Origin of the sequence: Vibrio sp. 2092 (assembly GCF_033339635.1) — a bacterium.
In the GTDB taxonomy this organism is placed as follows: Bacteria; Pseudomonadota; Gammaproteobacteria; order Enterobacterales; family Vibrionaceae; genus Vibrio; species Vibrio alginolyticus.
In genome coordinates this window covers 518,390-532,924 of the sequence record NZ_JAWOUY010000002.1, presented here as the reverse complement: position 1 = coordinate 532,924, position 14,535 = coordinate 518,390, and the positions used below count along the sequence as shown (strand labels likewise).

General features: G+C 43.1%; 14 protein-coding genes. 2 read left to right on the top strand and 12 right to left on the bottom strand.

Going from position 1 to position 14,535, the window contains the following annotated elements:
* Positions 1–304 precede the first annotated feature (304 nt).
* Positions 305–2,008 carry a putative bifunctional diguanylate cyclase/phosphodiesterase gene (locus R7P80_RS06110; protein ID WP_005377743.1) on the top strand — a complete coding sequence of 568 codons (1,704 nt, stop codon included), beginning with the start codon at positions 305–307 and terminating at the stop codon, positions 2,006–2,008.
* A gap of 107 nt (positions 2,009–2,115) precedes the next feature.
* Here R7P80_RS06110 and R7P80_RS06105 read toward each other — a convergent pair whose 3' ends face one another.
* The 5 genes from R7P80_RS06105 to R7P80_RS06085 form a co-directional block, all read right to left on the bottom strand.
* A complete protein-coding gene (locus R7P80_RS06105; protein ID WP_005377744.1) occupies positions 2,116–2,589 on the bottom strand; it encodes a response regulator in 474 nt (157 codons plus the stop codon).
* Positions 2,576–3,913, bottom strand: coding sequence for a sensor histidine kinase (locus tag R7P80_RS06100; RefSeq protein ID WP_170893811.1), 1,338 nt, complete (start codon positions 3,911–3,913; stop codon positions 2,576–2,578). The genes R7P80_RS06105 and R7P80_RS06100 overlap by 14 nt, the downstream gene beginning before the upstream one ends.
* A gap of 3 nt (positions 3,914–3,916) precedes the next feature.
* A complete protein-coding gene (locus tag R7P80_RS06095; RefSeq protein WP_017634015.1) occupies positions 3,917–5,335 on the bottom strand; it encodes an SLC13 family permease in 1,419 nt (472 codons plus the stop codon).
* A gap of 249 nt (positions 5,336–5,584) precedes the next feature.
* Positions 5,585–6,049, bottom strand: coding sequence for a GNAT family N-acetyltransferase (locus R7P80_RS06090; RefSeq protein ID WP_017820619.1), 465 nt, complete (start codon positions 6,047–6,049; stop codon positions 5,585–5,587).
* A 35-nt stretch (positions 6,050–6,084) separates the two neighbouring features.
* A complete protein-coding gene (locus R7P80_RS06085) occupies positions 6,085–6,447 on the bottom strand; it encodes a hypothetical protein (RefSeq protein ID WP_017634013.1) in 363 nt (120 codons plus the stop codon).
* A gap of 479 nt (positions 6,448–6,926) precedes the next feature.
* Between R7P80_RS06085 and R7P80_RS06080 the strand changes: the two genes are divergently transcribed.
* Entirely contained in the window at positions 6,927–7,484 is a 558-nt protein-coding gene (locus R7P80_RS06080) for a DUF3750 domain-containing protein (RefSeq protein WP_225491416.1), read from the top strand.
* Between the two features lie 51 nt (positions 7,485–7,535).
* On the opposite strand, the gene R7P80_RS06075 is transcribed toward R7P80_RS06080, so the two are convergent.
* The 7 genes from R7P80_RS06075 to R7P80_RS06045 all read right to left on the bottom strand — a co-directional run bounded on the left by R7P80_RS06075 (position 7,536) and on the right by R7P80_RS06045 (position 14,526).
* Positions 7,536–9,113 carry a sensor domain-containing diguanylate cyclase gene (locus R7P80_RS06075; RefSeq protein ID WP_005389121.1) on the bottom strand — a complete coding sequence of 526 codons (1,578 nt, stop codon included), beginning with the start codon at positions 9,111–9,113 and terminating at the stop codon, positions 7,536–7,538.
* A 184-nt stretch (positions 9,114–9,297) separates the two neighbouring features.
* Positions 9,298–9,768, bottom strand: a complete 471-nt coding sequence (locus R7P80_RS06070) for a heme-degrading domain-containing protein (protein ID WP_053350586.1) — start codon at positions 9,766–9,768, stop codon at positions 9,298–9,300.
* The gene (locus tag R7P80_RS06065) at positions 9,765–10,805 is read right to left on the bottom strand and encodes an oxidoreductase (RefSeq protein ID WP_042522861.1); all 1,041 of its coding nucleotides are present in this window, start codon (positions 10,803–10,805) and stop codon (positions 9,765–9,767) included. Before R7P80_RS06065 ends, R7P80_RS06070 begins: the two co-directional genes overlap by 4 nt.
* 11 nt (positions 10,806–10,816) lie before the next feature.
* Positions 10,817–11,590, bottom strand: a complete 774-nt coding sequence (locus R7P80_RS06060; RefSeq protein ID WP_225491417.1) for a DeoR/GlpR family DNA-binding transcription regulator — start codon at positions 11,588–11,590, stop codon at positions 10,817–10,819.
* A gap of 177 nt (positions 11,591–11,767) precedes the next feature.
* Positions 11,768–12,610: a hypothetical protein gene (locus R7P80_RS06055; RefSeq protein WP_005377754.1), complete on the bottom strand. Its 843-nt coding sequence runs from the start codon at positions 12,608–12,610 to the stop codon at positions 11,768–11,770.
* Positions 12,600–13,220: an OmpA family protein gene (locus R7P80_RS06050; RefSeq protein WP_005377755.1), complete on the bottom strand. Its 621-nt coding sequence runs from the start codon at positions 13,218–13,220 to the stop codon at positions 12,600–12,602. Before R7P80_RS06050 ends, R7P80_RS06055 begins: the two co-directional genes overlap by 11 nt.
* A complete protein-coding gene (locus R7P80_RS06045) occupies positions 13,213–14,526 on the bottom strand; it encodes a TolC family outer membrane protein (protein ID WP_005377756.1) in 1,314 nt (437 codons plus the stop codon). Before R7P80_RS06045 ends, R7P80_RS06050 begins: the two co-directional genes overlap by 8 nt.
* Positions 14,527–14,535: the final 9 nt, after the last annotated feature.

The following is a 14,535-nucleotide window of genomic DNA, read 5'->3' as shown; positions in this document are numbered from 1 at the left end:
AAACAACACATTGATACCGACACAACTGAAAATAACTTTAGGATAATTATTCATAAATATTTATAGATTGCGGACGGCATCAATAACTGTATTTTATAAATGATTTTTACTGTTGACTATTTTTTATAAATGTCGATGATTAGCCGCCTAATCTTAGTATGTTATTAACCTAGTAGCGCATAAAATGATAGCCAAACAATTTGAACTGACACTTTTGTGATTGTAATGTACGCCAGCAGATCAACTCTATGTTATCAACCCCAACACTCATCTCTGATGCTAAAAGGCTCGAGGAGGAAATATCTTGACCACCATATTTGACCAACAAGTCTCAGATAGTGACCGAGAGTTCCTAAAAATCGTCGAAGAACGATTCATTCATATCTTCGATGTATTTAACGAAGGCCTCTTTTACATGGATGAGTTTGGCACCATGGTATTTTATAACAAGGGCTTTTATGAGCAGCTTGGTATCAACGCTGGTCGAATCAGCTTAGAGCAATGGTTAGACCTTGTTCACCCTCTCGATCGAGAAAGACTCTCCACTCGGGTCGATGCTCACATCATTACCAACAACACGAGGGTCACAACGACCTACCGCGTGCGTAAACCCAATGGACAGTACGTCTGGATTGAAGGCGTAGCCATGACCAAAGAAACAGAACATGGTCATTATATGGTTGGTAGCCACCGTGATATTTCTGAACGCAAGCTGATGGAAAGCTATATTCATCAAGTCGCATTTCATGACAATGCGTCAGGTATGGCTAATCGCGCCCATCTCTTGCTGGATATTGAAGATAGTGTGCGAGCCACTGATTCTTGTGCATCTATCTGTTACATTCAGATAGAAGAGATTAAATCTTACTTAAATCAATATGGCAGCGAGTTGGTCGATGGGTTAGTGGAAAAATTGCTACAAACTCTCAGTCACCTACCTTCTCCAAATAGTTCTGTATATCGCGTACATGATGATGACTTTGCGATTTTGATTCACGATGAATGCTCGGTAGAAACGCTGCAAAGTTATGCCGAAAGTTTAAAGGAAACCTACCACGAGGCAGTGATTGAAGAGGGCCAATACTTAGGAAGTAACATTAGTATTGGTTTGTATCCTTGCATAGATCCAAGTCACTCAGCAGAGGAAATATTACGTAAAGCAGCACGAACTTGTCAGTACGCAAGCGAGCAGAATAAAGACCGTGTTGCGGTTTACAGTGAGAAAACTCAGCATGCCGTAGACCGTTATTTCTTTATTGAGCAAGGTCTAAAAAGTGCACTAGAAAAACAGACATTAAGCGTTAAGTTTCAGCCAATTATTGACGCCAAAAGCTCAAAAGTGGTGAGCTTCGAATCTCTGGTTCGCTGGCGTAGCAAAGAGTTTGGCGAAATTTATCCAGACGAATTCATCCCCGTGGCAGAGAACAAAGGTTTGATTGTCGAACTCGGATATCAAGTCTTTGCCAAAGCGTGTGAATTTATCAAAAACTACCGTGAGCGTTACCAAAACCAAGTTCGTGTCAACGTGAATGTTTCAGTACTTCAGTTAATGAACAGTGAATTCCCTGCGCGAATTAAAGCCATGGCGGATGAGGTTGGTGTCGATCCTGAGTCTATTGTTTTGGAACTAACAGAAACGTTTATTTTGGATAATAATCAGACAGCCATTGCCCCTCTGAATACCCTCAGGGAACTAGGATTTGCACTCTCTCTGGATGACTTTGGATCGGGTTACAGTTCATTAAATAGCTTCTTCGACCTCCCGATGACACAAATCAAAATTGATAGGTCGATGGCGTGGAAAACACTAACCAACCGCTCTTCACAAGAATATCTGAAGTTTCTTATCACTATGTGCCAGGAAAATAATATTGAAGTAGTGATTGAGGGAATTGAAGACGCCAAAATGTGTGAATTTTTTACCGAAATGGGCGTCGATTATCTGCAAGGTTATTGGTTCTCTAAGCCACTTTCTGTTGCCAGTGCAAGCCGCTATTCGTTGAGTTAAGCATACTATAGCAATATTCCGCACGGCCACGTTAAACATGCTGAACTATTCACTATAGATTTCAGACACTAACTGGCCGTGACGAAAACAAGCTTAATGTCCCCCGATTAACGTAGACGTTCAAACACCACACTCTGATCTAAATGCTCGTGATACTGAGTGTAATCTAAGCCCACATCAAAGATATATTGGGTCACCAAGTTTCTAACGCACTCTATTAATTGGCTTGCTTGCCATGGTTTTTCAAAGTAGCGGTCAATGCCTGCGGAGTTGATCGCATTAATCGTATCGGTGTGCGTCGCTTGCCCGGTAAGAAGCACTTTCCTCGTAAAGCCAAAACGACCGTCTTTTGATACATCGGTCAGCAGTTCTACTCCCGTTTTACCTGGCATCACATGATCGGAAATAATCAATGCGATCATCTCGCCTTCTGCATCAAATTCATCCATCAGTTCTAGAGCCTCACCTGCTGATTCGCAGTCTTCGACATTCAACCATTGATTTAACGGCTCTAAATCTTGTAGAACCGCGCTTAGTACCTCTCGTTGGTCATCAACGCAAATTACATTAAGCTTCTCCATGTTCACCCTCTACTGGTAACTTGATTCTAAAAATCGTTTTTTCACTGTCGCTCTTTACCACAATAGAGCCGTTATATCCGGCGATAATGCGCTTCACAATCGACAGACCTAACCCTAAACCAAACGACAATCCCCCCTTTTTAGTGGTGAAGTTTGGCCGGAAAATTTTTCTACGTGTCGCTTCATCAATTTCTGGTCCGTTGTTAGCAATCGTGACCAAAATTTTACCCTTACTCTCCCGAGTATGTATTTCGATACCGGGTTTCTCCGTTTCACCAAGTGCATCGCACGCATTCTTTAATATATTTACCCAAACTTGGACGAGTTCGGTTTGAGAACCAATAAAAGCAGGTAAATCCGCAGGGCTAAAACGAACACTCACTCGTCTTAAGTCACTTTGCAATAGAGCCAAGGCGCGATTGATTGAATCATTGATGTTAATCGCTTCATCCAAGTCGATATCCGTGCGCCCCAATTGTTTTACGGATCGCACAATGCCAACGGTATGTTTAGAGGCGATGCGTAAGTCATGCAGATCTCGCCCCATTTGCCAGAAACGTATCGCTTCTTCTGGTCTTTTTAGCCAATGTTCTGAAAGGAAGTTGTTTGGAACGGCACGTGCAAGATCACGAGCAACCTCCTTGGTTAAACCGTAGTATTTTTCGAAGTGGCGCCCCCGCTTTCTCGCTTCGCTAGAAGAGACTTTCTGCCCTTGCATTAAACCAAAATCAAAAAATTGACTCGCTTCCGGATGAACTTCTTCAAGCAGTTCCATGATAACTGTCTCTAGCCGTTCTGATTTACTGCTTACAACGCCTATCGCATTGTTCAACTCATGACCAATACCCGCTGCAAGCTGCCCCAACGTTGTCATTTGCTCTGCGGTATGAAGCTTTTGTAGTGCTTTTTCTTTAGCCAATGCCTCTTGCATTGCGCGCCGTTGACGACGAGATAATTCGTTAACCATCACAGGCATAAATTGTGTCGTCAATGGTCCGTATGTCGCCTCTTCCACGGCGGGCGTATCGCGCTGTATCCAAGCCAATTCAACATCGGTTTGAGCAATCACTGTCGAAGAGGCAGTCCACGTACCAGAAAAGAAACTGTGTACGCCAATAAACGCACCTTGAGACGCAGAAAATACCTGAATCGGTTTCTTGTCATCTTCCGCGTAATACCCCGCCAGTTCTCCCGACAGCACATAGTACAAGCGATCGTTGTAGCCAGCTTGCTCAATAAGCACCGACCCGGATAAAACCGTTAATCGGCGTTCAAGGTGATTAAAGTAGCGTTGTACTAACGCGTCTAACTTCGTTTCGTACATGGGTTATCCAATATGCCCAACAGTATGTAAAATCCACACCATCACAAAACTGAGTAATACGCCAATCACGCCTAGCACGGCACCGATACGAGCCATTTGGCCACTCTCGACATGCCCTGTTGCATGAGCTAACGCGTTTGGTGGCGTACTGATTGGTAACGACATACCGAGTGAAGCAGCAAATGTCACGACTAAGATCAGAGTAACTTCACCGCCGAGAGGCGTTAGCGAAGCCATAGAAGTACCCAGCGCAGCCATAATCGGCATCAGCAAGTTTGCGGTGGCTGTATGCGACATAAAGTTTGCCATTAACAAGCACAAGAAAGCCGCACCAAACAAGACAACATATGGCGAGAACTGATCAAACGGAATGCTGTGTACCACCAGCTTCGCAAGCCCGGTTTTATCTAGAGCAAGGCCCAGAGCAATACCGCCTGACACCAACCAAAGCACATCCCAAGAGATTTTCTTCAAGTCTTCTTTGTTAATGATGCCCGTCAATGAGAACACTGCGACCGGAATTAATGCTACTGTGTAAGAATTCATTCCATGTGCAGACCCCATCAACCAAAGAATAATCGTGCCGGCAAAGGTGACGTAAACCATTATTGCTTTGGGTGTTTTCAAAAACTTGCTTTTAATGTTCAGATCGATGGTGGTTTGTTCGGCTTTATATAAAAAGCCAATCAGAAACCAGGCTAACGCCATCATCACAATAACGAATGGCACACCAAATACCATCCATTCACCAAACGTAATTAAGTTGTCACCAACCAAATATTTTAGGGCGATGGCATTCGGTGGCGTGCCGATTGGAGTACCAATGCCACCAATGTTGGCTGCAACAGGAATACACAAGGCGAATGCAATTCGACCTGGGTCTTTAGGCCCGAAAACCGCTATCACAGGGGTTAAAATGGACAACATCATCGCTGTTGTTGCGGTGTTTGACATAAACATGGAAAAAACAGCGGTGATCAGCATCAACCCCAGCATAACGAACTTTGGTTTTTGTCCAAATGGTTTGAGTAACACTCGGGCTAAGTTGACATCTAACCTGTACTTTGTCGCCGCCATAGCCAAAAAGAAACCGCCGAGGAAGAGCATAATAATCGGACTAGCGAAGGTCGCCATTATCTCGTTGTATTGTAATAGTTCACCAAAATGTGGCTGCCCCTCTTGCAAACGAAAGAGCACAATACCTTTATTTGATACAAGCAATAGCTCTAGGACAATGATCACAACCGAAGTGGCGTAGATTGGAATTGGCTCGAATACCCAGCAAAGTGCGGCAAGCAAGAAGATTGCAATCACTCTTTGCTGGACGATAGTAATGCCATCAAATGGGAACGCAGAGAGAGGCATTAACCAAACAAGCAATGGTATCAATGTTGGAACAACGTATTTGAGATAAGGGCGCATAGTACTACTTCTCTTCCTGAGATGGTTAGCCAGACACATTTGGCGTTTGGAACGCTATTACCCGCCGCAAAACCAAAACTTTCAGACTGTTTTTTAAGCCTTCAGAGACGAAATGCGGTAATGGCGTTCCAGAGAAGATTATGTACACTGTTTTCAAACAAAACGTTGGTGCGAGATCAATGAACTCGCTTTCACATTGGAAAACATTTTATATCTGTGTTCAAGCTCACTAAATGCTCACTATTTAAGTTAAATATACTTTTCCATCATAAAGTTAGTTAAGGTTTCTCCCCTAACCTCAACACGTTGTCGAGACTTAACTGTGAAACCCATTTTCTCGTAAAAAGGTCGGGCGGTAATACTCACTTCAGAATACAGTCGTTTTATCCCCTGTACTTTCGCCTGTGAAAAAAGAAAAGACATCAAATCACGACCAACACCTTGTCCTTGGTATTCATGATGGCAAAAGAAATGATCAATCAAGCCGTCACCTTGCAAATCACAATAGCCAACGACCTGCCCTTCTATCTCCGCGACGTACGGTTGAATATCGTCCATTTTTCGTTGCCACACATCGAGGTCAAAATCTGATGGTGCCCAAGCGGAAACTTGTGATTCCGTATAATCGCGACGATTAATGATTCGCACAGTATGGTAAAAGAGTGCCCACAGTGTTGGGGCATCCTCGGTGCGATAGCAGCGTATTGAGAGCATCAATTTCCTCATTCCTATTCAATAAATACTAAGCATTAACGCAAAGTGATACTAGTGAACTCATCATTTTCAATGCCAATCACTAAAGGCTTCCCAATCTGATCACTGTTCATCAATACGGTTGTATTCAGCTCTCGGCTTGATCTGCGTATATTGCTTTTTCTTATGATATGAATATTCACAATATAATCGGAATACTCCTTTGTGATTCCGCCGGAAAATTCTACGTGCTCACTTTCATTGTCTCGGACAACATGAAATTTTCGATTGGCTTGAATATCAGTACTGATGGAGGAGTCACCATAGTTCAGCACAACGGACGTTGGTTCGCTATCTTGATTGGCAAAACAGCCAAATGCGAACATGCTTAATGCGAGTATACTTTTTGATTTAAACATTAATTATTCTATTTCTAGTTATTTTTCTGCTATTTGCATGACCAAACAGCACTTGTTCTGTGAGCGCCTATTGTGCCATAGCTGAACGCTGACTCTAAACGCGCAAAAAGATGAGCGATGAAAATTCCGTCCAAAACAAGCAAATGTGAGACAATGTGAGGGTCCCAAACTCACTCAATCAGTCAAAATCCACTGTAAATATCTGTTTTTTAATGCTTTTAATTCATGTAGTCGTGTAAGGAATACATACAACCTCTTACTTTTTCATACGCAACTAGACGAATCGTTCGAGAAATACGGCATCGTCTATGCCACATGTTACAAATCGGCTTACCTTATTATTACGTATGAACTGGAATTATGGCACTAACTTCCCTCTCTCTTTTAATAAGGAGAGGATTTCAACAATCAGGCTTGCCACGTTTTTATAGCTAAAATCAGTAGAGCGTTACCAACATCGGTTGGTCTAGGAGCAATAAATGAAAGACCTTCTCAACTTTACTCACCTTGTAAAAATTGGGTTAATGTCAATCGCGGTTATGCTGGGTGGATGCACTCAAGGAGATTGGCGTACTGCTAGCAGAGAACCTGCGGGTATCGCACCCGACCCTTCTAATGTTAAGCATGCTGTGATTGAGTTTTACGCCGCAGATGCGTTTGGTTGGCGAGGCTGGTTTGCTGTTCATACATGGTTTGCAATAAAGCCTGAAAATGCGAACGAATATACAGTGTATGAAGTAGTCGGCTGGAGAGTGAATCGCGGACAACCCGCTCTATATCAGTACCAAACTGGGACGCCAGATCGATATTGGTATGGTGCAAAACCAGAAAAGATCCTCTCCATACAAGGTGAAAAGGCCCGCCAGCTTATCCCTAAAATACAAAGTGTGATTAACCAATACCCTTGGGCTGAAGAATATACGCTGTTTCCAGGGCCAAATAGCAATACATTTCCGGCTTGGGTGGGTAAACAAATTCCAGAGTTAGAGCTAAACTTGCCGTTTCGCGCAATTGGTAGCGGTTACGCCAGCGATTAACAGCAAAGGTTAGTCACTGGCTCGTTTTATGTTCAGCATAAAGCGCAATATCTATTGTGCGTCGTCACCCAACTCCGTTCTATTTCTTCCATTATGTTTCGCTTTATACAGTGCATTATCGGCGTCTTTCATTACCGCTTCAATTGGTGTGTCATTGCCTTTCCAGTGAGAAACGCCCAACGAAACCGTGACCTTACCAACCACCTGAAAGTCATGTTGTTCCACGTTGTGTCTAATACGCTCTGCAACATCCATAGCGTGGTTTACGTCTGTTTTTTCCAAAAACATCATAAACTCTTCACCGCCAGAACGACACAGGTGATCATTAGAGCGAGCTTGGTCTTTCATTAACTGCGCAAACTCTCTAAGTAAGTTGTCACCCACGTCATGGCCATAGTTATCGTTTACGCTCTTAAAGTGGTCAATATCTAGCGCCAAAACAGAGAACGCGGTATTTTCCTGCTTAAACAAACCAAGAACTTTATCTAATCCACGTCGATTCAATAATCCAGTCATCGAATCTGTTAATGTATCCAGTTGCAGCTTATCAATGGTTTTTGACACGATACCAAATGCTTTAAGAAAACTAAGCTTCAAATGTGAGACCTCAAAATACCAAGACTTAACCAGTTTGAGATCATCGATAGATGATGAATGTTCTTCGACACCTCGCACAGCACCCGCTAACTGCCAAAGTGGTCTAGAAATAAGAAGGGACAAGAACCAAATTAGCAACAAAGTTAATAAACCAATTGGAATCGACTTAAGGAAAACATTCCACATCTGTTCATCTAGCACAGATAACGTCATCGATTTCGGGCGCTGAGCAACAATTCCCCATCCTGATGACTTTACTGGCGCATAACCAGCAAGCATTTCGACGCCGCGAGAGTTAACAATTTCTTTGTTGCCGCTCTGCCCCATCGTCACCGCTTTGATTGCTTCATTATCGTCGATTACTTCACCAACCCTCGATTGATCTGGGTGATAAATCAGAGTGTTACTCTCATCGACAACGTAAAGGAAAGAACCATCTTTGTATGCGTGCTGGCTGAGTAACTCTGCGAGAATATTTTCTTTTTCTAGATAAATAGTGCCGCCGATATAACCTAAATATTCATTAGATTGAGAAAATATAGGGTATGAGATGGTTAACAAGTAATTTCCAGCGGGCGATATAAATGGTTCAGTAACAACTGGTGCTTGAGCGTTTAAAGATTGGCGTTTTCTTTCACCCACTAACCTTACACCTTTCACCTGAAGTGTTTCAGGTGATACGGAAATAATAACCCCTTTTGCATTAACGACAACCACAGAGTTAAATGATTTGGTTTGCGTTCTTAATCTCTCAGCCTCTTTATCAAGAAGCTGAGCGTCATGCATCTTGTCTTTTAGCACGTTCGCACTGTATTTTAGCTGCGACATTGAGCTTTCTATGAAAGAGTCTGTCATTTCAGACATTTTTTGGGCGTAAACACGGTTTGATTCTAACGTGTTATTGATGATGAGATCCCTTTGAACACGATAAATCGAGTAGAATGCGTTGATCAAAGTGACAAGCACACTGAACACACATAGGGTGACAATAAGATTTCTAAGATTGAGTTTTTCTTTTCTTCTAAAAGACATTGCCAATGGCCAACTTTGAAGGCTTTCTATATGAATGAGCGTATAGGTTATATGAAATTGATTTGATTTTCAGGTAGTAAGTTGGGATCAATGTTAATATTTGCTCACATTAAAGAACACTTTATGAGCTAAAAAGAGAATTCAGTAGCACGATAAAGAACCGTGCTACTTTCATATTTGGCGTTTAAGAGGGTTTTGTCTCTATCATCGTTTTTAATATATCCACAACTAGCTGATGATCATCTAACTGCGGTAAACCCGATACCGTCACAACCCCAACCAAACCAGACCCAGAAAGCCGAATTGGGAACGCGCCACCATGAGCACAGTACTCACGAGCATCGAGATGAGGCTGATTTTCGAAATCACGTTGCTTTTGCTTGTTGTACAGAGAAAGATAGTAAGAGCTGTGGCCATACCTTAATACTGAGTTTCGCTTCCTACGGACCCAATCTAAATGATCAGCGCAGGTTCCTGCCATCGCGTATTGAAATAGCGTTTGTCCAAAGCCGTAAACCTCAATAGCAACAGCCGCGCCGCGAGCTTCAGCCTCTTCTTTTAGAGCGAGGCCGATAGACCACGCAATATGGTGATTAAATTCCGCCAACTGAAGTTCATGCTCTTGCAGGGCCACGAGTTCAAGCGTCAAACTCATGGTTTCACCTGAATCGTTTTACCCGTTTTACTGCTTTCCAATGCCATCTCAATCAGAGCGATATTCTGTACTGCTTGAGCGGCAGGAACCGGGTTATCAGTGCCCAAACGAATGGCGTCTGCCACACCAACAAAGTAAGCTTGGTACTCGCCTCTCTCCGTTTTGATAGTTTGCGCACCGTCTTCGTCGTAACGGACGCCGTATAACACCTCATCTTCTTCCGACCAAGCATCGTTTTCCGGCAAACGGCCTTCTTTTAAGTAGCCCTCTTGAGGATCTAATCCGAACTTTTCATATTTAGCTTCCGTACCCAATACTTTGTAGCGGAGATTCGGCTCTGGGCTATACAAGTTTGAATGCAAGTGCACAATATGCTCAGGGTAATGAAGTATCAAGTTGTAATAATCAATCGTCGTCGCGCCCGGACGCATCATTCGACATTGTGCGTCTATCGCATCTGGCAAGCCAAACAACACCAATGCTTGATCGAGAAGATGAGGAGCAAGGTCGAATAGAATACCACCGCCATCTTGAGCCTGCTCTCGCCATCGTTGACGAACTTCAGGGCGGTAACGGTCAAAGTGTGACTCAAACAGCTTTATATCACCTAACTTACCTTGTTCGATAAGAGATTTAACCGTGAGAAAATCTCCATCCCAACGTCTATTGTGAAAAACGCTCAGCACTAGACCTTTCTCTTCCGCCAAGGCGATAAGTTCATTACCGTCTTCTATACGAGTAACAAACGGTTTCTCGACGATGACGTGTTTCCCATTGTTCAACGCACGCTTTGCAAGTTCGTAATGTACGTCATTTGGCGCAGTAATGATTACGAGCTCTGCATCACTATCATCGAGTAAAGTATTCGCATCAGAAAACCACTTAGCATCTGGCCAATCATTTTGAACCGCCTCCTGTTGACGAGAGCTTATCGCGCTCAGCGTTAAATTTGGTAGCGCTTTAATGAAGGGTAAATGAAACGTTTTTGCTGAATATCCGTAACCAATCACAGCGGTTTTTACGGGATCGTAAGCCATTCTAAGATTCCTTATTTCGGTGACACAACAATACATTCAATATCATTGTGATCGAGGAGTTGTTGAAAATCTGATTGAGGGGGATGATCGGTAATAATGATGTCGATCTTTGACAAATCACATACGTGGTGGAAATTGTCGCTACCAATTTTTCGGGATTCACAAACGACGATGACCTGCTGAGCTTGAGCAATCATCGCTTGTTTCATTGTTGCTTCTAACAAACTATTTGTTGTCAGCCCTCGGGATGTCAATGCACACACGCCAATGAACGCTTTGTTCACGTGATAATGCTGCATTTGCTGCTCTGCTTGCGCCCCTAAAACTGCTCTGGCATAAGGGTCAAAGTGTCCGCCTAAGAAATAAACGTCCATTGTGTCGTTTGTCTCAGCAGCGGTCAGCACATCAATGCTGTTAGTAACGACGTTGAGCTTGTTTTCTCCACAACGCGCTTTTCCTGCATAGAGTGGGAGCAGAGATAAAATGGTGCTGGTATCAATAACAAGATGGTCGCGCTCATCCAACAACGCTGCGGCAGATTGAGCCAGTCGATGTTTAACGTCACTCACGGGTCGACTCGTGTATGCCTCGGTATGGGAAGAGATCGGCGCAAGCATGACACCACCTCGTATTCTTTGTAACCCAGGTTGCTGACTCAACTTAACTAAGTCTCGGCGAGCTGAATCTCGCGAGATACCAAAGTACTCACAAACTTCAGACAACGTTACTTTGTTTTGCTGCTCCAGCTTCGCTCTGAGCGCTACGAGTCTTTCTTCTTGTGTCATAACTTAAATTCACTTAAGTATTTTTAAGTAAACTTGCCACAATGATAGAAAAATTACCAACAAAACCACTTACAACCAACTCAATTGACCAAAGGTTAACCAAAGATAAATGAGCAGCAAGGCAAACTTCCTAGAGCGGTACGTTCACTCAAGCCCACATAGTTAGGCGTATGAAGTTTATTTATACCCGTTTAAAACAACTGGCTCATCTAGCCCTAACTTCACCCTATTTATTTTAATAAGCGCTTTTGGTAGTGGAATAAACCCAGCATTTCGTACCTGTTGTGTATTGTTGTCGGTTGTAAGGAGTTCAAATAGCTTTGATTTTTTGATCTTCTGATTAGTGTCGAATTGTTTATTTATATAAACGTAATAGACCACGGAAAATGGATAGCGAAGAGAATAGATGCAATCTGTGCTCAAAGAGCATGAGTCATCGTTATGATGAACAGAGAGAGCCTTGTAGCTCGACCACTGTTCTGAGTATTTAAAATCGGAGTATCGCATATAAGCTTTGGCTAAAAAGTCGTCACTTAAAGCGCGTTTCAATCGGTCTTCATCAAGCTTTTGAATCGATGATTGACAACCATTAGAGCTCACATCTGGGTTACTTAAACGCATCTCCCCGAAAGCATACGTATTTGCATCACAGCGTTTCAATTCACTAACGGAAACACTATCTACCGTACTCTTTTGACTATTGATTACGACAATAGCGTTTGCCATTAAAAACAAACGTATAGGCCTGTGGCCTCTTTCTCGTTGAAATCGAGAGATGTTTTCATCTGACCATTTCTTAGATGTGATCGCAATAGAGGTCCCGTCATTTAGCATGTCGTTAAAACCACCAGACTGAGATGCAAGCGCTACATTTACACTTGGCTCATCTATCAATGTTTCTATCGTTTCTAGTATCTCTGGTTCGACAAAAATCGATGTTCGAGCCTCAGAGTCAGCAAATGCCAGCGGTGAAATCAAACATGAAGCTAGAGCAAAGAAAGGCAAGACTTTAATTTTCATAATTCAACTCCAACTTCGAATTAGGTGTCAACTCGCTGTCCGAACTAAATATAGTCCACGCTTGTTCAGTACTTTCAGCTTTCGTGTTTACAACAGCAATTGTGCGCCTTTCCCGTTTTTTTAGTTGTACCGTCAATGCCGTATTCTGATAAAACTCTTGCTCTTCAATTCGATTATCTTGAATGCCGTTTCTCACTAGCAATTCTCGTATAGCTGCCGTCCTTTTCTTTGCCAACGCTTTGTTGTATTCGAGTGACGCTTCAGGGCTTGTGTCTCCTATCAGTATGACTTGCGCATTTGGGTTACTCTGAAGCAGTGCTTTCAACTCGCTTAGCGGCATATCATGAGATGGCGTTACCTGATGCTCATCCATCGCAAAGAAAAAACTGATCAGGTGTGTCTGCGAGTCGTTGACCCAATTCGCACAACCTTCACTGTCAACAACGACACCTTTTGGCGTATCTGCGCAGTTATCTCGTTGGTTTATCACGCCATCACTATCATTGTCTTTAAGGTCGTTGTACTGGTAAGTGGTCAACGTCGTATCCGGTGATTCAGCACAGCCCGCTAACATGAAAACTAGAAGACTCGTCACTGCGAATTTATCCATTATTGTTCTCCTTCCAGTTCTCTGGATACTCAACTCGCAACGCATAAGTCAGAATCCCCATCGAGTTGAATAAACGGTAAGTGGCAACCAAATGATCGTACTTTGTTCGGGTGTAGTTCCGTCTCGCAACAAACGTTTCAACTTTGGCATCTAATACATCTAACAAACTGCGTCGCCCTACATTGAACTGCTGGATGTACCCTAATTCAGTTACTTTCGCCGCATCAACGTTGACTTTTAAAAACTCCATTTGCTGTTGAAGCAATGTATGTGCGTCCCATGCCAGCCTTACACCTTCATTCGCATCTAGTTCTGCATTTGCTCGAATAGCCCTCGCCTCCTCTACTCGCCAGGCAGATGACTCCACTCGGGAGTCTGTAGAAAAGCCGTTAAAAAGATCGTAGTTGACCGTCAGCATAACCTTTGCATCTTCGTTAATGCCTTCAATATTATCCACGTTGTCTGTTTTGTTGGCTGACAGCTCAAGCTTGAGCTCTGGGTAGTAATCCCCCTTTTCTCTTTTTACTTCATGTCGAGCCGCCTCTAAATCTTTCATCGCTGACTGTATGGATGGGTGCAACCTAACCGCTTGTTTGAGTGCTTCGTCAAGCTTATTCGGAAGCAACTCCTGCGGGTAAACAGGTTCAACTAAGTTTTGCGGCGCTCGACCAACCAAACGTACAAATCTTGTTCTAGCATCGGAAAGATTGTTTTGGGCGGCAATCAATGAGGACTGTGTTGTCGCGACACGCGAAGAAACCTGCGCTAAGTCGGAGTTGCTGGTTAAACCTTTTTCTTTTTTATCTAGAATGAAACGGTAGATCTCTTGGTGTTCATTTAGGTTTCTTTCTGTCAGTTTCATCAACTCTCGGGCATGTAAAACATCCACATACGCTCTGACAGTATCTAATGCAACATTTTCCGCAGATGCCAATAAGTCCAAGCGTTCAGCTTCAGCCTCGTAAGATAGGCGATCAACATCAGCACTTGTTTTAAATCCATCAAATAACAGTTGGGAGATTCTTACGCCCATCTCCGTTCTTTCTAATGTTCTATCTTCACTGTCGATGTAGTTTCCGTTGTTATATCGAGTACCTTCGTACCCTGCTGCTGCATACAAATTAACCTGAGGAAGAAATGAACCATTTATGGCATTTCGGTCTCGTACCATCGACTCATAGCGAGAATAGCGAGCAAGCAAACTGGGGGAGCTATCGAGAGATAACGTAACTGACTCCTCTAAAGTCAAAGCGTTTGGCGACGATGATACTGCAAACAAGACCAATAACGTTGATTTAAGCCGCATCTTATATCC

Bases quoted from the DNA above. Each gene is read 5' to 3' on its own strand.
- R7P80_RS06105 (WP_005377744.1), bottom strand. From the start codon at position 2,589: ATGGAGAAGCTTAATGTAATTTGCGTTGATGACCAACGAGAGGTACTA.
- R7P80_RS06100 (WP_170893811.1), bottom strand. From the start codon at position 3,913: ATGTACGAAACGAAGTTAGACGCGTTAGTACAACGCTACTTTAATCAC.
- R7P80_RS06095 (WP_017634015.1), bottom strand. From the start codon at position 5,335: ATGCGCCCTTATCTCAAATACGTTGTTCCAACATTGATACCATTGCTT.
- R7P80_RS06090 (WP_017820619.1), bottom strand. From the start codon at position 6,049: ATGCTCTCAATACGCTGCTATCGCACCGAGGATGCCCCAACACTGTGG.
- R7P80_RS06085 (WP_017634013.1), bottom strand. From the start codon at position 6,447: ATGTTTAAATCAAAAAGTATACTCGCATTAAGCATGTTCGCATTTGGC.
- R7P80_RS06080 (WP_225491416.1), top strand. From the start codon at position 6,927: ATGAAAGACCTTCTCAACTTTACTCACCTTGTAAAAATTGGGTTAATG.
- R7P80_RS06075 (WP_005389121.1), bottom strand. From the start codon at position 9,113: ATGTCTTTTAGAAGAAAAGAAAAACTCAATCTTAGAAATCTTATTGTC.
- R7P80_RS06070 (WP_053350586.1), bottom strand. From the start codon at position 9,768: ATGAGTTTGACGCTTGAACTCGTGGCCCTGCAAGAGCATGAACTTCAG.
- R7P80_RS06065 (WP_042522861.1), bottom strand. From the start codon at position 10,805: ATGGCTTACGATCCCGTAAAAACCGCTGTGATTGGTTACGGATATTCA.
- R7P80_RS06060 (WP_225491417.1), bottom strand. From the start codon at position 11,590: ATGACACAAGAAGAAAGACTCGTAGCGCTCAGAGCGAAGCTGGAGCAG.
- R7P80_RS06055 (WP_005377754.1), bottom strand. From the start codon at position 12,610: ATGAAAATTAAAGTCTTGCCTTTCTTTGCTCTAGCTTCATGTTTGATT.
- R7P80_RS06050 (WP_005377755.1), bottom strand. From the start codon at position 13,220: ATGGATAAATTCGCAGTGACGAGTCTTCTAGTTTTCATGTTAGCGGGC.
- R7P80_RS06045 (WP_005377756.1), bottom strand. From the start codon at position 14,526: ATGCGGCTTAAATCAACGTTATTGGTCTTGTTTGCAGTATCATCGTCG.